At 38.6% G+C, this 24696-nt stretch carries 23 protein-coding genes, 1 tRNA gene and 1 pseudogene; 9 read left to right on the forward strand and 16 right to left on the reverse strand.

Annotated elements, in window-relative coordinates; all coding sequences use genetic code 11:
* Positions 1–92: 92 nt before the first annotated feature.
* A complete protein-coding gene (locus LV716_RS17675; RefSeq protein ID WP_163419100.1) occupies positions 93–512 on the forward strand; it encodes a hypothetical protein in 420 nt (139 codons plus the stop codon).
* On the opposite strand, the gene murA is transcribed toward LV716_RS17675, so the two are convergent.
* From murA to LV716_RS17690, 3 genes are all read right to left on the reverse strand, one after another.
* Positions 499–1806 (reverse strand): UDP-N-acetylglucosamine 1-carboxyvinyltransferase, encoded by a 1308-nt coding sequence (gene murA / locus LV716_RS17680; protein ID WP_163419101.1) that lies wholly within the window; start codon positions 1804–1806, stop codon positions 499–501. The genes LV716_RS17675 and murA overlap by 14 nt on opposite strands.
* A gap of 15 nt (positions 1807–1821) precedes the next feature.
* Entirely contained in the window at positions 1822–2481 is a 660-nt protein-coding gene (locus tag LV716_RS17685) for a DUF4290 domain-containing protein (protein ID WP_163419102.1), read from the reverse strand.
* Between the two features lie 86 nt (positions 2482–2567).
* A complete protein-coding gene (locus tag LV716_RS17690) occupies positions 2568–2855 on the reverse strand; it encodes a DUF493 family protein (RefSeq protein WP_163419103.1) in 288 nt (95 codons plus the stop codon).
* 88 nt (positions 2856–2943) lie between these two features.
* Here LV716_RS17690 and LV716_RS17695 point away from each other — a divergent pair, with 88 nt between their 5' ends.
* The 5 genes from LV716_RS17695 (at position 2944) to LV716_RS17715 (ending at position 7485) form a co-directional block, all read left to right on the forward strand.
* Entirely contained in the window at positions 2944–3507 is a 564-nt protein-coding gene (locus LV716_RS17695; RefSeq protein WP_163419104.1) for an AAA family ATPase, read from the forward strand.
* A complete protein-coding gene (locus LV716_RS17700) occupies positions 3507–5399 on the forward strand; it encodes an ATP-dependent DNA helicase RecQ (protein ID WP_163419105.1) in 1893 nt (630 codons plus the stop codon). Before LV716_RS17695 ends, LV716_RS17700 begins: the two co-directional genes overlap by 1 nt.
* Positions 5383–6345 carry a methionyl-tRNA formyltransferase gene (fmt, locus tag LV716_RS17705; protein ID WP_163419106.1) on the forward strand — a complete coding sequence of 321 codons (963 nt, stop codon included), beginning with the start codon at positions 5383–5385 and terminating at the stop codon, positions 6343–6345. The genes LV716_RS17700 and fmt overlap by 17 nt, the downstream gene beginning before the upstream one ends.
* A gap of 176 nt (positions 6346–6521) precedes the next feature.
* Positions 6522–6794, forward strand: coding sequence for an HU family DNA-binding protein (locus LV716_RS17710; RefSeq protein WP_163419107.1), 273 nt, complete (start codon positions 6522–6524; stop codon positions 6792–6794).
* Positions 6795–6924: 130 nt separating this feature from the next.
* Entirely contained in the window at positions 6925–7485 is a 561-nt protein-coding gene (locus tag LV716_RS17715; protein WP_163419108.1) for a YqgE/AlgH family protein, read from the forward strand.
* 1 nt (position 7486) lies between these two features.
* On the opposite strand, the gene LV716_RS17720 is transcribed toward LV716_RS17715, so the two are convergent.
* The gene (locus tag LV716_RS17720; RefSeq protein ID WP_163419109.1) at positions 7487–8332 is read right to left on the reverse strand and encodes an aminotransferase class IV; all 846 of its coding nucleotides are present in this window, start codon (positions 8330–8332) and stop codon (positions 7487–7489) included.
* 53 nt (positions 8333–8385) lie between these two features.
* Complete coding sequence (locus LV716_RS17725; protein WP_163419110.1) at positions 8386–8769, reverse strand: START-like domain-containing protein; 384 nt, start codon at positions 8767–8769, stop codon at positions 8386–8388.
* A gap of 135 nt (positions 8770–8904) precedes the next feature.
* Between LV716_RS17725 and LV716_RS17730 the strand changes: the two genes are divergently transcribed.
* Positions 8905–8978: transfer RNA gene (locus LV716_RS17730), tRNA-Met, on the forward strand.
* Between the two features lie 65 nt (positions 8979–9043).
* On the opposite strand, the gene LV716_RS17735 is transcribed toward LV716_RS17730, so the two are convergent.
* The 3 genes from LV716_RS17735 to LV716_RS17745 form a co-directional block, all read right to left on the reverse strand.
* Complete coding sequence (locus LV716_RS17735; RefSeq protein WP_163419111.1) at positions 9044–9703, reverse strand: hypothetical protein; 660 nt, start codon at positions 9701–9703, stop codon at positions 9044–9046.
* A 3-nt stretch (positions 9704–9706) separates the two neighbouring features.
* On the reverse strand, positions 9707–10804 hold the full coding sequence (locus LV716_RS17740; RefSeq protein ID WP_163419112.1) for a hypothetical protein: 1098 nt from the start codon (positions 10802–10804) through the stop codon (positions 9707–9709).
* A 277-nt stretch (positions 10805–11081) separates the two neighbouring features.
* Positions 11082–12854 carry a DNA mismatch repair protein MutS gene (locus tag LV716_RS17745; RefSeq protein ID WP_163419113.1) on the reverse strand — a complete coding sequence of 591 codons (1773 nt, stop codon included), beginning with the start codon at positions 12852–12854 and terminating at the stop codon, positions 11082–11084.
* Between the two features lie 139 nt (positions 12855–12993).
* Between LV716_RS17745 and LV716_RS17750 the strand changes: the two genes are divergently transcribed.
* Together LV716_RS17750 and LV716_RS17755 are read left to right on the forward strand one after the other, a co-directional pair.
* Positions 12994–14913 carry a DUF294 nucleotidyltransferase-like domain-containing protein gene (locus LV716_RS17750; RefSeq protein WP_163419114.1) on the forward strand — a complete coding sequence of 640 codons (1920 nt, stop codon included), beginning with the start codon at positions 12994–12996 and terminating at the stop codon, positions 14911–14913.
* Positions 14910–15590: a PolC-type DNA polymerase III gene (locus LV716_RS17755; protein WP_163419115.1), complete on the forward strand. Its 681-nt coding sequence runs from the start codon at positions 14910–14912 to the stop codon at positions 15588–15590. Before LV716_RS17750 ends, LV716_RS17755 begins: the two co-directional genes overlap by 4 nt.
* Positions 15591–15593: 3 nt before the next feature.
* On the opposite strand, the pseudogene acs reads toward LV716_RS17755, so the two are convergent.
* The 8 genes and pseudogenes from acs to LV716_RS17795 all read right to left on the reverse strand — a co-directional run.
* Positions 15594–17513: pseudogene (gene acs / locus LV716_RS17760) on the reverse strand (acetate--CoA ligase); the annotation flags it as partial.
* Positions 17514–17547: 34 nt separating this feature from the next.
* The gene (locus LV716_RS17765; protein ID WP_163419117.1) at positions 17548–17910 is read right to left on the reverse strand and encodes a response regulator transcription factor; all 363 of its coding nucleotides are present in this window, start codon (positions 17908–17910) and stop codon (positions 17548–17550) included.
* Positions 17911–17912: 2 nt separating this feature from the next.
* Complete coding sequence (locus tag LV716_RS17770) at positions 17913–20600, reverse strand: ATP-binding protein (protein ID WP_163419118.1); 2688 nt, start codon at positions 20598–20600, stop codon at positions 17913–17915.
* Entirely contained in the window at positions 20593–20787 is a 195-nt protein-coding gene (locus LV716_RS17775; protein WP_163419119.1) for a hypothetical protein, read from the reverse strand. The genes LV716_RS17770 and LV716_RS17775 overlap by 8 nt, the downstream gene beginning before the upstream one ends.
* A gap of 94 nt (positions 20788–20881) precedes the next feature.
* A complete protein-coding gene (locus LV716_RS17780; RefSeq protein ID WP_163419120.1) occupies positions 20882–22597 on the reverse strand; it encodes a sodium:solute symporter family protein in 1716 nt (571 codons plus the stop codon).
* A gap of 24 nt (positions 22598–22621) precedes the next feature.
* Positions 22622–22882, reverse strand: coding sequence for a DUF4212 domain-containing protein (locus tag LV716_RS17785; RefSeq protein ID WP_163419121.1), 261 nt, complete (start codon positions 22880–22882; stop codon positions 22622–22624).
* Positions 22883–22894: 12 nt separating this feature from the next.
* Complete coding sequence (locus tag LV716_RS17790) at positions 22895–24124, reverse strand: hypothetical protein (RefSeq protein WP_163419122.1); 1230 nt, start codon at positions 24122–24124, stop codon at positions 22895–22897.
* A gap of 99 nt (positions 24125–24223) precedes the next feature.
* Positions 24224–24637, reverse strand: a complete 414-nt coding sequence (locus LV716_RS17795) for a helix-turn-helix domain-containing protein (protein ID WP_163419123.1) — start codon at positions 24635–24637, stop codon at positions 24224–24226.
* Positions 24638–24696 lie beyond the last annotated feature (59 nt).

Consider the following 24696-nt stretch of genomic DNA (forward strand, 5'->3'; position numbering starts at 1 on the left):
CGTTTCACCTTGGATTTCATGGTCGAGATTATTAATAATACATCCCTTGCTCCTATTTTGGGCCTGGTGGATTTCTCAATTAAAACTACATAATGAAATTTGAATTGATACGTCTATTATTCGATTTTGGTTTGCTCGTACTCATTTGGATGGTACAGCTCATTATCTATCCTAGTTTCATTTTTTATGAGAAAACGGACTTGATTAAATGGCATCAAGTCTATGTTAAACGTATTTCGTATGTAGTGATTCCCTTACTATTTGGGCAATTGTTTGTTAGCCTATGGCAGATTTATACGTTTGCGTCCATATACACCTTTGGGAGTTTTGCTTTAATAATTTTTGCATGGATTTCCACATTTACGCAGTTTGTGCCAATGCATAACAAAATCTCATCAGCAAAATTCGATGAGAAGCTTTTACAACGTCTTAAAAATTGGAATTGGTTGCGAACGGCACTATGGTCTTGCGTTTTCTTCTGGACCGCAATAGAAGTTTTTATACACGCGTAATATCTGCCCCAATCGCTCTTAAACGTTCATCTATATTCTCATAACCTCGGTCAATCTGCTCAATATTATGAATGGTGGAGACACCCTTCGCAGAAAGTGCTGCTATTAAAAGGGAAACCCCTGCCCTAATATCTGGCGATACCATTGTGGTCGCCTTCAAGGTAGACTTAAAATTATGGCCTATCACTGTAGCACGGTGGGGATCGCATAAAATAATCTTTGCGCCCATGTCTATCAACTTATCTACAAAAAAGAGTCGGCTTTCGAACATTTTTTGGTGAATGACGACTTCTCCTTTAGCTTGAATGGCCACAACTAGCAAAATACTCAATAAGTCCGGTGTTAATCCAGGCCAAGGCGCATCTGCAATAGTGAGTATAGAACCATCTATATAATTCTGCACCTCATATCCTTTCTCATGCATGGGGATATAAATATCGTCTCCCTTTCGCTCTATTTGTATTCCCAGTTTTTGAAACGCATTGGGTATTTGTCCCAAATCGTCCCAACTTGCGTTTTTAATGGTCAGTTCGCTTCGGGTCATTGCCGCCAACCCGATCCAGCTACCGATTTCAATCATATCCGGTAACATGGTATGGGTTGTCCCACCTAATGATTCCACTCCTTCAATGGTCAAGAGGTTAGAACCGATTCCAGTGATTTTTGCCCCCATCCTATTCAACATCTTACATAGTTGTTGCAGATAAGGTTCACAGGCGGCGTTATAAATTGTCGTTGTTCCCTCTGCCAATACAGCTGCCATTAGTATGTTCGCCGTTCCCGTGACCGAAGCTTCGTCCAAAAGCATATAAGTACCTTTCAGCTTTTCCGCTTCTACACCATAAAAGTATTCTTCCCTATTGTATCTAAACTTTGCCCCAAGTTTTATAAAACCTTCAAAATGGGTATCTAAACGCCTTCGGCCTATTTTATCGCCACCCGGTTTTGGAATGTAGCCTTTCCCAAATCGAGCTAACAGAGGGCCTACCAACATAATGGAACCTCTAAGTCCTCGACCATCTTGTTTAAACTGGTCAGATTGTAAATAGTCCAAATTGACATCATCCGCTTTGAAAGTATAGGAACCTTTTCCTTTCTTTTGAATTTTGACCCCCAAATCTTCCAATAGGGCAATCAATTTATTCACATCTATGATATCTGGAATATTATTGATCGTAATCTCTTCGCTTGAAAGTAATACGGCACAAAGAATCTGTAGTGCTTCGTTCTTTGCTCCCTGAGGTGTAATTTCACCGTGTAACTGGTGACCACCCTCTATCCGAAATGTTCCCATGTATTCCTTTGGAATTTAATACCTTTTTTTACCTCTGTTGTTACGTTGTCCCTTTTTATTATGACTACCACCACCACTTCTATTGGATTTAGCGAGGCGATTCTTAAGAAATTGTCCACTATCGGTCAAACTCTCGCCTTTTGGGGCAAGGTCTATTTCCCCGTCGCTCAATTCTTTTAAGTGCGCAAAAATCGCTGAATCTTCAACTGTGTCCTTGTTCCAATTCAGGTAACACTTTTTCATGTGGTTGGCAATGGCATATTCCAATCCAGAGCGCATATCTCCTTTTTCCCATTTAATGGCAACATCTATCATTCGTTTGATGTTGTTTCCATAAAACCGATACTTTGGATGGTTTTGCGGATATTCCAAAGGTTCAGGTCGCTGCTGTAAAACTTCTTGTGGTGTAATAGGGAATGGTGAATCAACATCCAATTTAAAATCGGACATAATAAAAAGTTGATCCCACAACTTGTGCTGAAAATCCGCAACATCACGCAAATGGGGCTGTAGATTGCCCATTACACTGATAATGGATTGCGCAACTTTGTTTCGTTCTTCTTTATCGGCTATGGAAACAGCATGGTCTACCATTTTCTGGAAATGGCGTCCGTATTCAGGAATTATAAGCTTGGGCCGCTCCGTATTATATTCTAAATTTTCTACTAGATTCAAATTAAAAAGGGTTTATTGAAATTAAATTAATGGGAAGTCTTTCCACTAACGCGTGCAAAATACTAAAATTATGGCAATTGTAGGTTTTATAAGGAAATTACTCCTTCAACACCGGAAACTTCTTTGTACTTGGCAATAACCTCATCTGGACTATTTAGAAGTACCGTAATCGAAACACTCGTGTACGTACCTTTTTTGGATTGTTTTGATTCTATGACCGCTCCGGCCATATTAAATATGTTGGTGATTTGGTCAATTTTCTCTTTATCCGTTGGCACGATAAACTTGTACAGATAATTGGAAGGCCATTTTGTATTCTCTAATAACTGTTCTTTAAGCCTAGCATAAAATGCATCGGATTCTTCCTTCTCCATACGTTTGTTTTGTACAAATATATGGGTTAGCGTACAATTTTTTTTCCTTCTGTGTATTTCATTACTTTGTGTTGATAAATATTAACGGTTGAGCACAAAAAAAGTAGTAATTACGGGAGCGCCCGGAACCGGAAAAACCTCAATAATCAATGATTTGGAAAGTAAGGGTTTTCACTGCTTCCATGAGATTATACGAGATATGACTTCTGAAGCGAAAATGAACGGTGAATCCAATGAATTCATATCCAATCCATTGTTGTTTGTTGATGATGCCATGCAGTTTAACAAGGACTTATTATACGGAAGAGCCAAACACCATGAAGAATCACAGCGCCTAAACGTTACTTTGAGTTTTTTTGACCGTGGCGTTCCAGATGTTCTGGCCTATATGGATTTTTTTGAACAGGCCTATAGGGAAGATTTTGTTGCCGTATGTAAAAAGCATCGTTACGATGCTATTTTCATTGTCCCGCCATGGAAGGAAATCTATATTTCGGATAATGAACGTTTGGAAACCTTTGAAGAAGCTGAAAAAATTCATGATGCCCTCATGAAAACCTACACTCGGTTCGAGTATGAGCCCATAATTGTACCAAAAAAACCTGTTTCACAACGAACGGCATTTGTCCTAGAAACTCTTAAAAGCAATTAGTGCAGAAAAAAGCCATAGTAGTTTTAAAAGAAGTTTGGGGTTTTGATGTTTTTAGGGGCTCTCAAAAAAAAATCATCGATGCTGTTATCGCTGGAAAAGATGTTTTAGCATTACTACCTACTGGAGGGGGAAAATCCATTTGTTATCAAGTTCCTGCCTTGGTCAACGAAGGTATCTGTATCGTTGTTTCGCCACTGGTCGCTTTGATTCAAGACCAAGTAAATCGTTTAAAATCAAAAGGTATTAAAGCGGTTGCACTTACCGGAGGCATAACTTTTGAAGAGCTCAACAATCTTTTGGACAACTGTCTTTACGGCAATTATAAATTCCTGTATCTATCGCCAGAGCGTTTACAGCAATCCATCGTCCAACAAAGAATTCAAGAGATGAACGTAAACCTTATTGCCATAGACGAAGCGCATTGCATATCGCAATGGGGCAATGACTTTAGACCAGCTTATCTGGAATGTGCAGTCTTGAGAGAACTTGCGCCAAATTCACAAATGATCGCACTTACGGCAACTGCAACGCCAAAAGTCATAGAAGATATCTTGGAAAATCTTGAATTGAAAAATCCTAAAATTGTTAAAGATTCATTTTCCAGGTCCAACATCATTTTTAAGGTTAAAAAAACGGAAGACAAGCTATACCAGCTAAAAAAGCTTGTGAATACTATCCCCGGTAGTGCCATTGTTTACGTTAGGTCACGTAAAATGTCTTTATTTCTTGCTGAATTCTTAAATAAAAATGGATGTAAAGCTTCCTTTTTCCATGGAGGAATTTCCAGGGAAGAGAAAAAAGAAAAGTTGGGTTTATGGCTTGATGATAATGTAGAAATCATGGTAGCCACCAATGCCTTTGGAATGGGTGTGGACAAACCAGATGTTCGACTCGTAGTGCATTATCAGATTCCGGATAGTTTGGAAAGCTATTTTCAAGAAGCGGGCCGTGCAGGGAGAGATGGGAGAACAGCCACAGCAGTTCTGTTAAATACAAGAGAAGATGAAGCATTGGCAAGAAAACAGTTCGTTGCTTCCTTACCTAACGTTGATTTCGTTAAAAATCTTTATGCAAGGTTGAACAGTTATTTTCAAATTTCATACGGAGAATCAACATTGGAAACATTTCCTTTAAAGTTTAATTCGTTTTGCAAGCGTTACGATTTTAACCCAAACATGGCATACCATGGCCTGCGCATTCTTGACCAAAATTCCGTCATTGACCTGTCCGATACCTATAGCGAGAAGACCACGCTTAAATTCATTGCTTCCAAAACGGGTATTTTTGAGTATCTGAACAATAACCGTAAGACTGCTCCTGTGATACAAACGATTCTGCGCACATATGGTGGAATCACGGATTATGACACCAGCATAAACATCAACTTGATTTCAAAAAAAACAGGAGAACATGAGAAATCAATAAAGAAAATATTGGAACAGTTGCAAACCGACGGTATTGCGGAATATAGGAATACAGCTAGCGACTTGGAAATCAATTTTCTGATTCCAAGAGAAGATGAACGGACCATAAATACCTTTGCAAACAAAATCAGAGACTTTAACAAGGTCAAACAAAGCAATATGGATGCCATGTTGGGCTACATAAATAACAACAGCTTATGCCGCAGCAACTTTATATTAAAATATTTTGGAGAGATAGTAAAAGAAAAATGTGGGACTTGCGATATTTGCACGGAAACGAATGGCCATAGTTCTTTTGATATCAAATCAGAAATAGTCCGATTGTTAAAGGTGAGTCCAAAAACCTCTAGAAAACTTGCGGAAGTATTAGCAGTTGATGAAAAGATAATTTTAAAAACACTAACAATACTCCTTGAAGACGAAGTGGTACTATTAAATCATAAAAATGAGTATGTCATCAATACATAAAAATTCCCTTCGAATTGTGTTTATGGGAACACCAGATTTTGCTGTTGGAAGCCTAAAGGAGATTTTGGATGCAGGCTTTAAAGTGGTGAGTGTAATTACCGCACCAGATAGACCAGCAGGTAGAGGAAGAAAGATTCAGGAATCTGCGGTAAAACAATTCGCAACAGCACAAAACTTAAAGATATTACAACCCACAAATTTAAAAAGTGAAGAATTTTTAGGGGAACTTAAAAATCTGGGGGCAAACCTTCATGTTGTTGTCGCCTTTAGAATGCTACCCAAGGCCGTTTGGCAGATGCCCAAATTTGGCACGTTTAACCTTCATGCTTCTTTACTTCCCCAATATCGAGGAGCTGCTCCCATTAATTGGGCCGTAATCAATGGAGAGACCAAAACAGGTGTAACTACTTTTTTTATTGATGAAAAAATCGATACAGGCAACATTATACTTCAAAAGGAAGAAGAAATCCGATCAGAGGATACCGCAGGTACACTTCATGATAAGCTAATGATATTAGGTGCTGAACTTGTTGTGGCTACATGCCAACAGATTTCCGAAGGTAAAGTTTCCAGTACGACGCAGAAACATTTTGGGGATTTAAAACCTGCTCCTAAACTCCACAAAGAGAATTGTAAAATAAATTGGGAAGCTTCTCTGGAAAACATCCATAACCTTGTTCGAGGTTTAAGCCCCTACCCTTCTGCATGGTGTTGTTTTTTGAATGGAGAAAAAGAGGAAAGTATCAAGATTTATAAAACCCGTATGGAGCCAGAAAAGCATGATTTCAAAGTAGGAAAGCTTCTTGCGGATAAAAAGACACTAAGGGTTGCCACCAAAGAAGGATATTTACAACTTCTGGAAATACAACTTTCGGGAAAGCGAAAAATGAACGTTTCTGAAATTCTAAACGGCCTAAATCTACATAAAAACGCATGTCTTCGCTGAAGCCTTACTATGACTAGGCTTGCAATTGGTCGATTTTTTTTTCTACTTTATCAACAAACGTTTCAAGTTATCAACAAAAAACCCTATTTCCCTTGGTTTTACTTGCGTTAAAAGCAAATCCATATAAATTTGTTCAGCATTAAAATTATTTTAACAACAATTAATTTAATTCCATTATGAACAAAACAGAATTAATCGATGCCATGGCAGCTGATGCTGGCATCACTAAGGCAGCAGCTAAAAAGGCATTGGAATCTTTCTTAGGAAACGTAGAAGGATCTCTTAAAAAAGGAAACAGGGTTTCTTTAGTAGGTTTTGGCTCTTGGTCAGTATCCAAGAGAAATGCAAGAGAAGGTAGAAATCCACAAACTGGGGCAACTATCAAAATCGCAGCTAAGAACGTAGTAAAGTTCAAAGCGGGAGCAGAATTGAGCGGTGCAGTAAACTAATCAATTTCAATTTGAAATATATCAAGGCACTTCTTTATAGAGAAGTGCTTTTTTATTTTCTGCATCTTCCAGTGTTTTTTGTAATTATGATATATTATGTTACATTTAAGAATAAGAATCTAAAATTACTATGGTTAGCCTTAAACCTAAAAAAGGAAAACTACTGGTTGCCGAACCAACATTAACAGGTGATGTTTCTTTTAACAGATCGGTAGTTTTGCTTGCTGAACATAACAATGAGGGGTCTGTAGGTTTTATTCTAAACAAGCCTTTGGATTATACCATAAACGACCTTATTTCGGAAATTACGGTACCCTTCAAAGTTTTTAACGGAGGCCCCGTAGAACAGGACAATCTTTATTTCATACATAAGGTACCCCATCTTATCCAGGATAGTATTGAAATTTCTGATGGTATATTCTGGGGTGGTGATTTTGAAAAAACCGTAGAGCTCATCAATAATAAGACCATTACCGCCCAGGACATACGATTTTTTTTAGGATATTCTGGTTGGGATTCAAGTCAGCTGGACCAAGAACTTTCTTCAAAATCGTGGATCGTGGTGCGGAATGAATATGAAAGCGGAATCCTAGAAAAGTCTTCCAATGCTTTTTGGAAGGAAAAAATGGTGGAACTTGGCGGAGACTATCTATTGTGGTCCAATGCCCCTGAAAACCCTTCTTTAAATTAGGCTAACCAATCCTGGCCTTTGCATTCAGTTTCCCTATTAGACTTTTACTGACACTATTGGAATATTCTTTTTTCCGATACTTACTTATAGGTCGTATACCATCAATACTATTGGTTATAAAAAGTTCATCTGCTTTTTGAAGCTCAAACGGTGAAATGGATTCTTCCAACAGCTCAAAATCTTGTGTTGCCGCTATAATCTCCAGTAGTTTTTTCCTAATGATACCATCCAAACTACCATCGCCCAGAGGGGGTGTTTTAATGACCTTATCCTTGACCAAAAAAAGATTGCCATTGATAACCTCGACGACCTGTTTGTTGTTATTGATGAGAATGCAGTTTTCATATCCGTTCTCTTTGGCATAAACACTGGCTACAACATTTAAAATTTTATTGGTCGTCTTTAGATTGGACAACATGTCTTTGTTGACGTAATAGTCTTTAAAAAGCTCTACTTCGTAATGTTCTTCATTAACAAGATAAAACGGCGATTTTAATTCACTTGTTTCAATAATATAAGAAACTTCCTTGGTTTTAGGACTATATAGCCCACCACCATTTCTAAAAACGGTTAACCGCACTCTGGCCGAATTGGTATCCAATCCATTTTCACCAACAGTTTTTAGAATCTGTTCTTCCAAGAATTCCAATGTAAACTCCATGGGTATTTCCATCCTTAGGATACGCATGGAAGACATCAATCTAAAATAGTGGTCCTCCCAAAAGAAAACGGTACCGTTAACACAACGAACCGTCTCAAAAAGAGCATCCCCATACTTTAATCCCCTATTATCGTAGTTTAAAATATCCTTGTCCTTGGAAAGGAGTCTACCATTAAAATTGACCATAAAAAAAGCCTTGAAAAATCAAGGCCAAATATACGTTTTAGTTGAGAATACTGCTATTTAGAGCCAAGTACTTGTTTTAAATCCGATACTTGGTTTTCCCATAGCATTTTAGCTTCATCCACTTCGTCTTCTTCGGCAAAGTCGGTTATGAACAAAGAAACATCTTTAGTAATCTCATCTACAATAATCTTCATCTCAAAAAAGGTGTCATCATCGTTTTCTTCCCAAGAAAACTTAACAAATTCGTCACTCTTTCGCTTCAACATTTTTGCACTTTCTTCGGATCCATCCCATATAAAAGTAAACAACTCACTACGGGAATTTACGTTATCGGCATACCATTCAGATAGGCCTGAAGGAGTAGAAATATATTGGTAAAGCAACTGTGGAGAAGCTTGAATAACAAATTCTATTTCAAATTTAATCTTATCGCTCATTATACTGTTCAGTTTTTCCTTTCAACAATTGATATAGTTTGGGAAGATATAAAAATAAATATCAAATAATAAATTAATAATGAATTTTGATTGGGCAAAAATTAAACTTTATATTTGCAGCCGCTAAAAAGGCATGGCGAGGTAGCTCAGCTGGTTAGAGCGTCGGATTCATAACCCGGAGGCCGAGGGTTCAAGTCCCTCTCTCGCTACAGTAAAACAGGAAAAACCCCAAGACAAAAGTCTTGGGGTCTTAGATAAATCCCAACAGGATTTATTAAAACATATTCTTTACCATTTCGACAGCCTCTCCTTTTATCAACCATGAAATTCCAAAAGGAACTAAGGCAACTACCTCAAGCCAAAAGACAAAATTGTCCAATTTTAAATCCAAAAGAAAGTACAATACCAATATGGCTATTGCACACCACGTTATAATACCACAAGCCCTGTACCACATGTATTGCCATTTACCTTGCTGATTACGGGAAAACTTTACAAATGACATCCATCCCATTAAGAAAACGAAAACCGCAGCGCTTACTAAATGAATATCATCTGTAAAATTGTCATCGTGACCAAACAGAGGAAGAATTCCTTTTCTACAGATAACTTGAATAGTGGCGTTTCCACTTTCCGAACAAGAGGTAGGAACTAAAACAACTATAAGGGCAGCGAATCCAGCAAGATTTGTTATCCAATCGTCTGTAATAAGTTCATCACTGTCCTTCTCGTATCCCTTATATGATATAAGCACCAGTGCCAATGCAGAAAGTACAATGATAAAATACAAAGAAGGTGCAGTCAAATAATAATAGTGGCTAATCGATGAAATTACATCTAAATCGGCCAACAAAGGAAGTGCAAGTGGTAACGACAATCCTAGAATGCCAACCAATTTTCTAATCCTGTAATCTGAAGGTCTTATTTCTCCCATGGTTTATAATTTAAAAATATCATAGCCTAGACCTATTCCAATCCAGGGACGATTGTCATAGTTCCAAGTATTGGATACTGAACCTACCCCGAAATCAAATCCAAAAAATGCACCGATAGCAAACTTATTCCTGCTGTATACATAACCAAAACCCGTGGAAAGAAGTCCTATGCTAAATTCGTCCGAGCCTTTCGGTGCTTCTGAAGTACCATCAGTATTATTAGCGGACAAAGTTTCAGTTCCTGTTCCTAACAGCCCTCCAATTGTATGTTTATTTACAATGGTCCTATTGCCCACTTTTTTACGATAGTGAAATCTAGTGGTTCCCCAAGTATATCCCCCAAAAATGGAAACATTGATTCCAGAGGTAAATGTTTCAGGTACACTTTTTTCTATAATAGTTGTCTCCATCATATCGTTTATTTCCTCAAACAATATCGGATCGTCCTTAAATCTATATTTAAGAGGCAAGACCAAAGTGGATATAGTGATCTCTTGAAAATTAAGCCTAGCAGTTTGACCATCAGATAATTGATAGTATAAAGTCTCTTTATCGTCCTTAAAAGGACTATCGGTAAAGTTCCAGATGTTTACAAACAACTTATCTTTTTCGAAAAGTACATTGGCCTTGTATTTATAATTTTGACCTGTACTGTAGAAATCGGGTTGTGAGGTAGTTTTAACTGCGATATGTTCGAGTAAATCTGGATTCTTTGCTTCCTTTTCAGTAATCGTAATTTTTTTACCATTTAAATCAAATAATTCAGTTGAATTGACAATACTGTTTGCAACCAAAGCTATCTGTTTATCCACTTTTTCTCTTCGCGAATCATTACTCGCCAAAGATTTATATTTAACATAGGAATCTTTGACAAGATATCCTTCTCCAATTGAAGAAGTGAGAATGGGCCTTTCAAAAGACACCAATTTCGGTAATCCTTCAAACGCAAACTGTGCAATAGTTCTCGGTTGAAAAGCTAAATCATATTTTTTCGTTTTTAAACTTAGTTTAGGTCTAACCCTGTATCTTTTTTTCAAAATCTCCTGAGAATGGATTTGCAGACAAAAAATCAAACAGAACAATGATACGAGTATTCTCATATTGGTTTGGTTTTAGTTGGTGAATAAGGTATAGGGGAGTGCTTACAAGTTATTTCATTTCCAAATAATCCCGTTGCAGTAAAACCTCAAAAATTCTATGGATTTCCTACAAATCAGAATTGGGAAATCCAACTATACTTTCATATCTAAAAAACTAAACATGCAACATTGGCAGAACAATCTTAGATAAGCTAAATGAAGTTGAAAATGAGGACTATCCCATGACAAAAAATGAGAATAATTTTGAATTAGCTTGATATTGAATTGTAAAAATAGACTATGTAATATCCATCTTCCGCAACAAAAACGAGGCATTCATATTCTTGCAAACGCCTTCTTTTAACTTATAGTCAAAATAGAGCTCGTCGTTCTCGATTTCTGTTTCAAAAAAGTAGTTTTTTACGTTGTCCAAGCTATTTACTATTGTACAAAGACTGAGATCATGCGTGGCAATAATTCCGGGAACGCCCATACCTACCAATTTTTCTATAAGCTTTTTGGAGCCCGCTGCCTTGTCCACACTATTGGTGCCCTTTAAGATTTCATCAAGTATCACCAAATAGGAATCCTTTTGAAGGTGCTCCATAATAAACTGCAACCGCGTCAATTCAGAGAAGAAATACGAGCTGTTATCCGTTAGGGAATCGCTCGTACGCATACTTGTTATCAGCTTTATAGGGCTGTACGAACTACGCGCCGCACATATAGGCAGTCCCACATTGGACATCAGAACAAACAACGATACCGACCTTAAAAATGTACTCTTACCGGCCATATTGGCACCTGTAATAATCAAGAAGTCAGTATCCGCCAGGAAAAAATCGCTATCCACTCTTTCCATTTTTGGGATAAGAGGGTGCCCCATTGATTCCGCTTTGATAAGTGCAGTATCGGAACTGATCAAATCTGGATAGATAAAACTTGGATGGTTGTAGGCAAAAGTTGCCAAAGTATTGAACGCATCAAAGAATGCAACGGTTTCAAACCAGTGATCCACTACCTCACGGTTTTCGAGTATCCATTTTTCAATACGTAAGGAACAGCGTAAATCCCATAAAAAAAGACCATTGCCCAAAAGTGCGATAATTAAGTTGTTTCGATTGTCCAAAGCATCCAAGGCAGCAGAAAAAGTTTTGAAAATTTGCGAAGCCTTTGCTTTTCTAGATTCAATTTTCGCCTTTTCCGATTGTAACAGTGATGACTTGAACTCCATTTGTTCAATTTCATCCAACAATAGGGCGTATTGCTGGACGGTCTCTTTGATTCGGCTGGTCTTTGCACTCAGATCATTGACCCTTTTTACAAAGAACAAGGTTACTGCCAAACCCAACAAAAACCAGTACAAAACAAACTGAACACCAATAAGTTTTAAGCTTGAAGCAGCTATAACACCGATTGAAATGATACCAAAAACGGTGACAATCCATGTAAAGGCACTCGGGATAAAAGGTTGATACCCACTGAGCCAACTGGATATCGACTTGCAAGAAGTCTCGCTTTTTATAATTCGGGCAATTGCCGTATACTTTTGCCTCCATTCGGTAAACCCAGAAAGTTCCTTTACCGCTTCTTGCCGTTCTTTAATACCCGTAATGTCATTGGCAGTCAGTAAATCGACCAAGTATTGTGTCCCTTCCTTTAGTCCCGTTCTGTTCAGGTATTGAAATAGCGACCCTCTTCCGAACAAATCAATATCAGAACTAAAAAAATGGGTAGGTTCATTGAATACTTCACCGTCATACCTATCCAAATATGTCCCGTTCCCTATTGCTATCTCTTCCTCATTGATTGTTTTTAATGCTTTGTTCAAGGTCTGTTCCGCTTTGTGCGCTACATATTTCTTCAATAAAAAGAGAAAGACCGAAATACCTACAATGGCAAGTATAGCGGCCAAGGATGCATGATTAAAAAAAAGATATACCAAGAAACCCGTTGCTACAAAGACCAGCAATCGGAGCATACTTAAGAAATACAACGTTTTTTTGTTCTTTTGAAGCAAAGCTTCGAACATATCCTTACGCTCTTTATAAAGAGAAATGGGGTCTATCATAAAAATGTATTACGGGATAGCGTTAGAGTTACAAACCAAACTTATAAATATTTCGGTGCGCTAAGATAAAATCTATATCCTAACCTTTTCAGTTTTGTTTCAATATTCATTTTAGATGGATTAGACCTAAATTTACAGTATGAAGAACACAATTTCTGAGAGGGTCTCCGATTTTTTGAAGCACTATCCACCTTTTAATATTCTGGAGCCGGAACAACTTGAAAAGTTATCCTGTGAAGTGGCTATTAGCTATAAAGAAAACAATAGCATCATTTTTACCGAAGAAGAAGTTCCGCACGATTGTTTCTACATCGTACACAAAGGAGCCGTGGCACTTGCCAAAAAAGGTTCAAACGCTATTATGGATATCTGTGATGAGGGCGATATTTTTGGCCTACGACCATTAATGGCAAACGAGAATTACAAATTGGAAGCAAAGGCCCACGAAGAAAGCATACTCTACGCCATTCCCATAAAGGAATTTAAGCCCCTGGCACTGGAAAATATACAAGTTGGTAATTTTTTAATAGAAAGCTTTGCCTCCAACACACGTAACCCCTACTCCCAAAAGCATAGGGGTCAGCTTTATGGTGTTACCGATTCAACAGAAAACAATACGGAGCGTACATTATTGGACTTACAACCGGTCCAATATTCCACCAACTTGGTCACCTGTTCGGAAAACACTCCTATCACGGATTTGGCAAATACCATGACTACCAATAACGTAGGATGTATTTTAGTAGTAAAAGATGACGTGGCAATAGGGATAATCACCGATAAAGATTTAAGGAACAAAGTGTTCACTGGTCAAGTTCCCATTACCGCCACCGCAAAGGAAGTAATGACCGCCCCAGTAATCACCTACCCAAAAAATCTGACCATCACACAAGCACAGATGGCCATGATGAAAAGCAATATTAGCCATCTATGTCTTACCGAAGATGGAACGCCAGATACACCTGCGGTCGGCATCCTGTCCAAACATGATGTCATGCTTGCTATGGGAAACAATCCTGCCGTATTGATGCGAGCCATTAAAAGAGCTAGAAGTATAAAAACATTACGGACCATTCGCCGCGGCGTAACGAATTTGCTGCGCGGTTACTTGGACCAGAACATTCCGTTACGACTGGTTTCCAAAATTGTATCGGAACTGAATGATGCAACCATCAAACAGGTGATTAAAATAACACTTAGAGGGATGGAGCAAAAACCTCCTGTCAAGTTCACCTGGTTGACCATGGGCAGTCAGGGAAGAGCTGAGCAACTACTGAACACAGATCAGGACAATGCCATCTTATTTGAAAATGTACCTGCTGCAAAACTAAAAGAGACCCATGCCTATTTTTTGGAATTGGGAAACCGGGTTACCAAAGAACTGAATACCATAGGATATGAATATTGTCCTGCCGAGATGATGGCCTCAAACCCTTTATGGTGCCATAGTCTTGACGAATGGAAAAAAGTCACATCTTTTTGGATAGGCAATCCCGGACCCGATGAGGTACTCTTATCATCCATATTTTTTGATTACACTGTAACCTATGGGGATAAAACACTGGTCGATGAGCTTTCTTCCCATATTTTTAAAAATATTGAAAAGCATCCTCTGTTTTTGGTTCATCTGGCAAGCGGAGCATTACAAAACCCTTCTCCCACAGGTTTCTTCCGAAGCTTTTTGGTGGAACAAGATGGCGAGCATAAAGACTTTTTCGATTTAAAACTACGTGCATTGATGCCCATGATAGATGCTGCACGGGTTCTTATCCTATCACACGCCATAAAATCAATAAACAATACGGCAGAACGTTACGAGAAGTTGGCAGAGCTAGAGCCCCAAAACAAAGAATTGTACCTATCATGCTCTTACGCTAGCAAGGCGTTATTAAAATTTAGGACCATACAGGGTCTGTTGCACAATGATTCGGGCAGGTTTATTGCTTTGGATAAATTGAACAAGGAAGAAAAAATAAAACTAAAACGAACTTTTAAGACCATCAAAGAAATACAGGAACTCTTGCAGGTACGCTTTCAGGTAAAAACGATTTTGGGATGATGCGCTTCTTTAAAAAGAAAAAACCTATCGACCTTCCCAATTTTTGGAAAGATTATGCCACTCTTTTTGAAAAGCCTTTTCCTTCCGATTTAAAGGATGTGCGATATGTTGTGCTGGATACCGAAACAACGGGTTTCAATTACGAGCAGGATCGTATGCTATGTATAGGTGCGGTGAAACTGTTTCATAAAAATATTGCGGTGAAAGAAAGTTTTGAGGTCTATCTCTCTCAAAATCATTACGATGTGGAAAGCGCAGAAATCCACGGAATATTGAAAAAGGAAAATGTGGAATACATTACCGAACTTGAAGCATTACAACAGTTCTTGGGCTATGTCAAAAATGATGTCATCGTGGGTCACCATGTGATGTTCGATGTCAACATGATCAATGCTGCATTGGAACGACACGAACTTCCCAAGTTGAAAAACCAAACATTGGATACTGGATTGCTTTACCGAAGAACGTTGCTCAACACTACGGTACTCCAAAAAAAAGAACACTATTCCTTGGATGATTTGGCCGAGAAATTCAGCATCTCCAAAAAAGACAGACATACTGCTTTAGGAGATGCGTTGATTACGGCCATAGCCTTGCTTCACATTATCGATAAGCTTAAACCAGAAGACCTCAAGGATCTTATTAAAAAACAACGACCTTTAAAATATGGCTTCTAAGCGCTATAAACTCTCCTTCATAATGGCATCCACTACTTCAGGGTTTAGTAATGTCGAAGTATCGCCTAGATTACTGGTTTCCTTAGAGGCAATTTTCCTTAGAATACGGCGCATAATCTTTCCACTTCGTGTTTTTGGAAGCCCTATAACAAATTGAATCTTATCCAATTTGGCAATTGGTCCGATATGTTCCGTAATAACCTGATTTATTTCCTTTTTAAGATTGTCACGATCACGGGATTCCCCTGTTTCCTTTAAGGTCACGTAGCCATATAGTGCATTTCCTTTGATATCATGGGGAAAGCCTACTATTGCTGACTCCGCAACGGCAGGATGCTCATTAATGGCATCTTCAATAGGTGCCGTACCCAAATTATGTCCAGAAACAATGATCACATCATCTACCCTACCCGTAATCCTATAATAACCTACCTCATCACGGAGCGCACCATCACCTGTAAAATACATTCCCTTAAAAGCACTAAAATAGGTATCCTTGTAGCGTTGATGATCTCCCCAAATGGTCCTGGCGATAGAGGGCCAAGGAAACCTAATACAAAGCCTTCCGTCAACCTGGTTCCCTTTAATTTCTTTTCCGTTCTCATCCATTAAAACAGGCTGCACACCGGGCATGGGCAATGTCGCATAGGTGGGTTTGGTAGGGGTCGCGAACGGTATTGGTGAAATTAATACCCCACCTGTTTCGGTTTGCCACCAAGTATCTACAATAGGACACTTTTTTTCACCGACCTGTTCATTATACCAATGCCATGCTTCCTCATTAATGGGTTCACCAACAGTACCCAATACTTTTAAACTAGAGAGATCATGCTCCGTTATAAAATCAAGGTTTTCCTTTGCTAAGGCCCTGATTGCCGTTGGTGCAGTATAAAAATGGGTGATTTTATGCTTTTGGACCACATCCCAAAACCGACCAAAATCAGGATAAGAGGGTACTCCTTCGAACATAACGGTAGTGGCTCCATTGGCCAAGGGGCCATAAACGATATAAGAGTGGCCCGTGATCCAACCAATATCAGCCGTACACCAGTAGATATCGTCTTCACGGTATTGGAATACATTTTTAAACGTATAGGCCGTGTAGACCATATAGCCTCCAATGGTATGCACCATACCTTTAGGTTTGCCCGTTGAACCTGAGGTGTACAGGATAAACAATGGGTCTTCCGCATCCATGATATCCGCTGTATAATCGGCGTACGCTTTATCCAACAAAGGTTGCAACCATTTGTCCCTACCTTTTTTCATATTGATGTTGGATTTTATCCGTTTAGCTACCAAAACCGTTTCAACATCAGGACATTTTTCCAAAGCTTCATCTACAATTCCTTTTAAGTCGATGGTTTTTGCACCACGGTACGAACCATCTGATGTGATGACCATTTTTGCACCACAATCATTGATTCGAGTTCCCAACGCAGTAGAGGAAAAACCAGCAAAAACTACAGAGTGGATTGCGCCAACACGTGCACAGGCCAATAGTGAAATTGCCAATTCCGGAATCATGGGCAAATAAATAACTACCCTATCCCCTTTTTCAATACCATTGTCCTTTAGTACATTGGCGAACTTGCACACTTTTTCGTGAAGTTGTTTATATGTAATGTGCTGTGCTTCTTCTTTTGGGTCATTGGGTTCAAACAGGATTGCTGTTTTGTCTCCCCTAACTGGTAAATGGCGGTCAAGGCAATTCTCCGTTATGTTCAGTTTTGCACCTTTGAACCAATTGATCTCTGGTTTGGAAAAATCCCATTCCAAGACGCTGTCCCATCTTTTACGCCAAACAAAGTGCTCTTCGGCAACCTCTTCCCAGAAACTCTCTGGATTTCTGACGGATTTACGATAGACTTGATAGTATTCCTCAAAATGTTTTATGTGATAATTACTCATGATCTTTTCGTTTAAGTTATATTTATTTCAGTGTCTGTTTATTTAGTTATGCTATCAATTGCTCTACATCCTTGACTATTTTTTTAATGGAAAAAGGTTTGGTCATATAGCCGTCCGCTCCCAACTTCATTCCTTTTTCCACATCCGCCAGTTTACTTTTGGCAGATAAAAAGATAATCTTGGTCTCTTTCAATTCTTTGTTTTCCTTTATTTTCTGAAGGGTTTCATAGCCATCCATTTGTGGCATCATGATATCAAGTAGGATAATATGGGGCGTTTGTTTGTCGGCAATTTCCAATGCCTCTTTTCCATCCCTTGCAATAAACACCTCAAAGTCCTTTTTCTTGAAGGCATACTCCAAGGACATTACGATATTGGGTTCATCATCTACAATCAGTATTTTTTTCACGCTCATTTTAATTTAGGAATAGTAAAAACCATTCGGGCACCATTGGTATATGAAGCATCCGCCCATATACTTCCTTTGTGGCTTTCTATAATTTTTTTACAGATGGCCAATCCAAACCCACTGCCCTGTGGTTTTTTGGTATTCTGGTTTTTTGACTGATAAAACTTTTCAAAAATATAGTTGTGCTCTTCTTTGGGAATCCCTTTTCCGTTATCCTCAACAGCAACTTCTATGGTTTCATTGGTTTCTTCCAATAGAATTTTGATGACGCCCTTGTTTTCCTCGGTAAACTTTAAGGAATTTGATAACAGATTGGTAAATACCTGAAGAATTCGGTCTTCATCATAAAGACCAATCAAAAGGATATCGTTTTCAAACAGCACTTTCACTCCCCTTTTATTTGCTATTTGTGCAATACCATTGATAGCTTTTTTGATGGTGTTGTTGATCTTATGGCTCTTTACGTCCAATTCAGCACGATCACTTGATAATTTTTCAAGGTCAAGAATATTGTGTATCAGAACAGCTAAACGGTCCGTATCCTTGCTTATATTTTTAAGAAAGCGTTTTCGAAGTTCAGAGGGCATTTCTTCATCCTCCAAAACTTCGGAAGCAGCTTTTATTGAGGTAATAGGTGTTTTAAGTTCATGGGCCACAGTATCTAGAAAATCATCCTTTTGTTTATCCTGATTCCTCAGTTCTTGATTTACTATTTTTAACTGATTTGCCATATTGGATAGCTCGGCCGACTTTTCTACCAACAGTTTATTATTCGCCTTGGTTTCTTTTGTATCCTCCAATATGTTCAAGACCTCAACAAGACTAATGGGTTTTTCTTTGGAAACCGATGATAACAAAATCTTGGCAGAGGCGCTACCAATACTACCCGTTAGAAGTTTTTCGGAAAAGTTGATCAGTCTTGCATCCGCCTTTTCTTCAGTTTCCGATATGTTGTACTTCCGATTAAAAATATTGAATGCCCTATTGGTTCGTTGCTCACCCAAAAAGCGGTATAACAGTTCTTTAATGTCCGTGACGTAAGCTTCGCCCTTCCAAACAAAAGCACCTTCTTGTAAGTTTTCGTAATTTTCGTTGTGAACAAAAATTTCTGCATAATTACGTTCCCGGTAATTCCCTTTCGATAACACAGAAATTGAAACAAATCCCAATAAATTAAAACTCAAACTCCATAAAAAGGTATTGCTCTCCGGTGTCAAATAATCAATTCCGAACAATTGCGATGGCCTTAACCATGTTGCTCCAAAAGGTCCACGTGTCGCAAACACACTACTTATGTTCATTGAATCAACTATTATTGGTGAAATCAATGTATACACTACCACAAGAAGACCAATTACTATTCCCGCTTTTGCAGCCTTTGCAGTACCCCTTCGCCAAAACAGCCCAAAAAAGAAGGATGGTGCCAATTGCGAAATGACCACAAAAGAAATTAGGCCAATGGAATACAGCGACAATTGGTTCGAAAAATTAATGTAAAAGAAATAGGCAAAAATAATGAGGGTAAAAACTGCTATTCTCCGAATGTTCTTGATGTTTTTTGAATTTGCCTCAGGATTACCCTCGACCATTTTCTTTAGAAATCCGTACGGGATTATCACATTGTTGCTGACCATGGTAGAAAGTGCCAATGTAGACACCACGATCATGGAAATTACCGCAGAAAATCCACCTATAAATACCAAACCAGATAGAAAGACGTTGCCCTCTTGCAAGGGTAGTAGCAACGTGTAATAATCTGGGTTTACATTTCCCGAAAGCCTTATGTTTCCTGCCCATGCAATGAAAATCACAAAAATATTGAACAGCAACAAGTATAGCGGAAACAACCAGATAGCTTTCTTTAAGTGACGTTCCTTTTCATTTTCGACCACTGCAACGTGAAATTGACGTGGTAGCAGGAAAATGGCAAAAAAGGAAAGACAAATGGTAAACAGCCAGTTAAAGCCATTCTCCAATCCGCCAAATGATGATAATCGTTCAAAATTTTCCGTTTGTAATGCCTGTTCGTAAACATCTCCGGTACCATTGAAAAGATAAAACGTTACATAGATTCCTACTATCAAAAAGAATACTAGTTTCAAAATAGATTCAAGAGCAACTGTAGCTATAATACCTTTCTTGCGTTGCGATGCATCTGTTGAAAGTGTCCCAAAAAATGCTACAAAAATTGCTATCAATAAGGCGATGTAAAATGTAGAATCATCTAAAATACCTGTTGTGCTATAGCTTTGGTCAGAAGTAATAATTTCAAAAGTTTCCGATACTGCTTTTAACTGTAATGAGATATAGGGTATCGTTGCCAAAAGACAGGTTACGGTGACCAAAGCTCCTAAAAGGCGATTGTTCCCATAGCGCATCGAAATAAAATCGGCAATACTCGAAATCTTTTGCTGCTTGGAGATACGAATGATTTTCCGCATGATGACAATCCATAACGGCAATGCAATTACGGGACCAAGATAAATGGTAAGAAAGCTTATACCCGACTTTGAAGCAATGCCCACACTACCATAGTAGGTCCAAGCGGTACAGTATACCGCTAAAGAAAGTACATAAATATAGGGATTGTTGACCCACTTGCTTTTCCGGTTTTTTTCTGCGTAGTAGGCTATGAAAAACAAAAAAGCCAGGTAACAAACGATAATCAATATGAGCAAATAGTTACTCATAGTACTTTTTCAGGATTAAAAATGAAACTATAATTGCAACAAACCAGCTTAAAAAAATAAAGACGTAAAATATGGGGAAACCGAACAGTTGTGCATCACCATCAAAAATGGTTACAAAAGGAACATTCCATAAAAAGAATAGCAGTACGGCCAGTACCACTAATTTTTGCTGATGTCTTTTCTTCATTTTCATTTTCAAGAGGTGCTTTTGTTGAAATTACAAAAAACGGTGCGGCAGTCGTTCGCCAGCACCGCTTTTTTAACAATCAACTAATTTAATATTAGTGAGATGACGCTTCGCCAGCTCCACTGGGTATTCGTATATCCTCAACAATTTGCTGAACATTCTCTGGCGGTGCTTTTGTGAATCTATTGACCACTAAGGAAACTGCAAAGTTTACCAGCATGGCGATAGTACCAAAACCTTCAGGTGAAATGCCAAACCACCAAGATGCTTTAAGACCTTCTACTGCTGACTTGCCTCCATCAAAAATGCCGAACTTAAATTTCAACATGTAGAAAAGCATCAATAAAATACCGACTACCATTCCCGCAACAGCACCTTCCTTGTTCATTTTCTTGTAAAAAATCCCTAATACAATGGCAGGGAAAAATGAGGCCGCAGCAAGTCCAAATGCCAATGCTACTACGGCAGCGACAAAGCCTGGCGGGTTTATTCCAAAATAACCAGCAATTACGACCGCAACCGTAGCGGCACCACGAGCAGCCCATAGTTCTCCTTTTTCAGAAATATTAGGAACAAAGATTTTCTTTACCAAATCGTGGGATACCGATGATGAAATCACCAACAGAAGGCCAGCAGCCGTAGAAAGTGCGGCAGCAAGACCACCTGCAGCTACGAGCGCAATGACCCAAGCGGGTAGATTTGCAATCTCGGGATTGGCCAATACCATAATGTCCCTATCCACGGTCAATTCATTTTTAGCTTTATCCGCCACGTATTGAATTTTTCCATCCTTATTTTTATCATCAAACGCGAGGAGCCCCGTACCTTCCCAGTTTTTAAACCATTCAGGCATAGATGAATATTCTTTGTCGCTCACCGTTTCGATCATATTGGTTCTTGCAAATACAGCAACTGCCGGTGCTGTAGTATAAAGTATAGCGATAAGCAACAATGCCAATCCAGCTGACTTACGGGCATCTTTCACTCTTTTTACGGTAAAAAACCGAACAATCACGTGTGGAAGTCCAGCAGTTCCTACCATTAATGCCAAGGTAATTGCAAATACATCTACTAAACTTTTAGAGCCGGACGTATACTCTGCAAATCCAAGCTCTGTGGATAACCCGTTCAATTTTTCCAATAAATAAACCCCAGAACCATCATTTACAGTGCTTCCCATTCCCAATTGTGGAATAGGATTCCCGGTCATTTGTATGGAGATAAAAATTGCTGGGACCATGAAGGCGAATATCAAAACACAGTATTGTGCCACCTGGGTATAGGTAATCCCTTTCATTCCACCTAAAACGGCATAGAAAAGCACAATCACCATCCCAATAATGACCCCGGTATTGATATCAACTTCCAAGAATCTGGAAAAAACGACTCCCACCCCACGCATTTGTCCTGCTACATAGGTGAAGGACACCAGCAAAGCACAAAAAACGGCTACCATTCTAGCAGTATTGGAATAGTAGCGATCTCCGATAAAATCAGGTACCGTAAACTTACCAAACTTTCGTAGGTAGGGTGCTAATAAAAGTGCCAATAGTACATAGCCTCCGGTCCATCCCATCAAATATACTGATCCATCATATCCTGCAAAGGCAATGATACCTGCCATGGAAATAAAGGATGCAGCGGACATCCAATCTGCAGCTGTGGCCATGGCATTGGCCAATGGGGAAACGCCTCCTCCAGCAACATAAAATTCTTTTGTAGATCCTGCCCTGGACCAAATTGCTATTCCTATATAAAGACCAAAGGTTAGGGCAACCAACACATAGGTCCAAATTTGAACATCGTTCATATCGTAGTATTTTTTAGTTAGTTATTACTCGTCGTAGCCGTATTTTTTATCCAGCTTGTTCATTAATCGCACATAGACGAAAATCAAGATTACAAATGTGTAGATCGATCCTTGTTGCGCAAACCAAAATCCTAGTTTAAAACCACCAATTTGAATGGTATTGAGTGCATCTTTAAAAATAATGGCAGCTCCATAGGAAACAGCGAACCAAATGGTTAAGAGGATGAAAAGATATCTAAGGTTCTCTTTCCAGTAGGCGGATGCTTTTTGTTGTTTTTCTGACATAATTCGTTCGTTTTATAAATAAATCATTGCTTGAACAGTGAATATTCCATTGCTATCACCATCTCCATATTTGAAGTTGGAATATTCAAAAGATAGTTTGGAATGGTGTCCGGTAAAGTAAATGTTCCCTCCAACTCCAAATCGATTTGCTGAATCATCAATAGCGTCTACGCTTCTGTTTTGATAAGAAAGATAGGGCTGAAAGCGAGTTTTGTCCGTTTCACCGGCCAGTAGATAACCTACATGCCCATATATCATGTTCCCAGAATCATACGTTGTTCCCAAGGCAAAATCACGGCCATAATCATTAGTTTGGAATTTAGCATAGGCTGTAATCGCACTGCCGTCATTTCCCAGAGGAGTATCATAAAAAGCATCCACTGCAAAGATTGAAACGTCTTCTCCCGACAATTCTCCAGCTGTATTGGCAACTACAGAGCCATTGGGATGCACCAAAAAGCCAGCACCAATATTGAACACTTTTTTGCTCCCCAAATAAGTACCTACTTTATAGGGAAGGAAATTCGATTCTTGATCCAAGAAATTATATGAAAAATACCCTTGCACCAGTTTTCCTGCATCTCGGGAGCCCAACAATCTTCTCCCTGCATATATTGCCGAGCCGTCCGGGGTTGGTGCTACATCTGCCTGAAGATTATTTGTACCTGCTTCATCCAAAGAAAGATTATAGAACAGTCTGCCAAATTTTCCTTTGATGTATACACCGATGTGCCTTGCAAATTGGTCGGAAAGCCCCAAAACTGCCCACGACTGTCGGTTGTTGTCCAAAGTCATAAAGTTTAGGGTACTGGCACTGTTCAATCTAGAAATTCCATTCCAATAGTGCAATCCAGCTCCTATTTGATGATTATCGTCATAAGACCATTCTCCCCAAAAATCGTGAAAGAACAATTGGGAGTTTGCCCCAGTACCTATGGCACTCTGATTTCCACCATTTAATGAATTTAAACCCAAATGGGTCAAAATCATAAATTTTTTATTTAACTGTGTATAGGTGAGCAATCGGGCCCTACGTACACTAAGATTAAATTTGCTCGCATCGTCTGCGACATTGTCATTATATTGTGCCCAAAACTGACCCCATGCAATTATTCTAAAATATTTAGAGCCATCTTCATTCAGTTTTACTTTGTAACCTCCGTCATATTCAGTGCTACCTTGTGAATGAACTACCTGTATGACCAGCAAGGCAAGTGCCAGTCCAAAGACTACTTTTTTCATTTTCAGTTGTTATTTAGTGATTTGTTGCATGCACTACGAACATCCAAAAAAAACAGTGTGAAAGAAAACTTAATATACTTTAGTGGTAATTAAGTATAGTTATTCCCTGAAACGTTCCCATTTAATCAACATAAACTTGTCACCAAGCTCCGTAACCAAAACTCCTGCCCCTTTAATATTCGATGGACTTTGGAAATAAGTTTTTAACTCTTTTTCATTAAGGATTTTATAGGTTGGATGGTAATTTGTTTTATAAGGACGCTTTATGTTGTATTTCCGAACCCAGTTCATTATGGATACATGGGAAACCCCTAAAATTCTTTCGATTTCCCTATAGGTCAAACCTTCTAGATATAGCTGTAGTGCCTTATTGACATAGTAATCATCTATTTGCTTGCCTAGCTTTCCGACAGTAAAAAAATAATTACAGGATTTACATTTATAACGTTGTCTTTGATTTACGATTCCAGCTTTTGTAAATTTTGTTGAAGCACAATTAGGGCAGGCATCCATAATAGCTATAGTATTTTTGCATAAATATATCAATTTAGCAAAATATATAGTAAATGTTT

Origin of the sequence: Flagellimonas sp. HMM57, assembly GCF_021390175.1 — a bacterium.
GTDB lineage: Bacteria > Bacteroidota > Bacteroidia > Flavobacteriales > Flavobacteriaceae > Flagellimonas.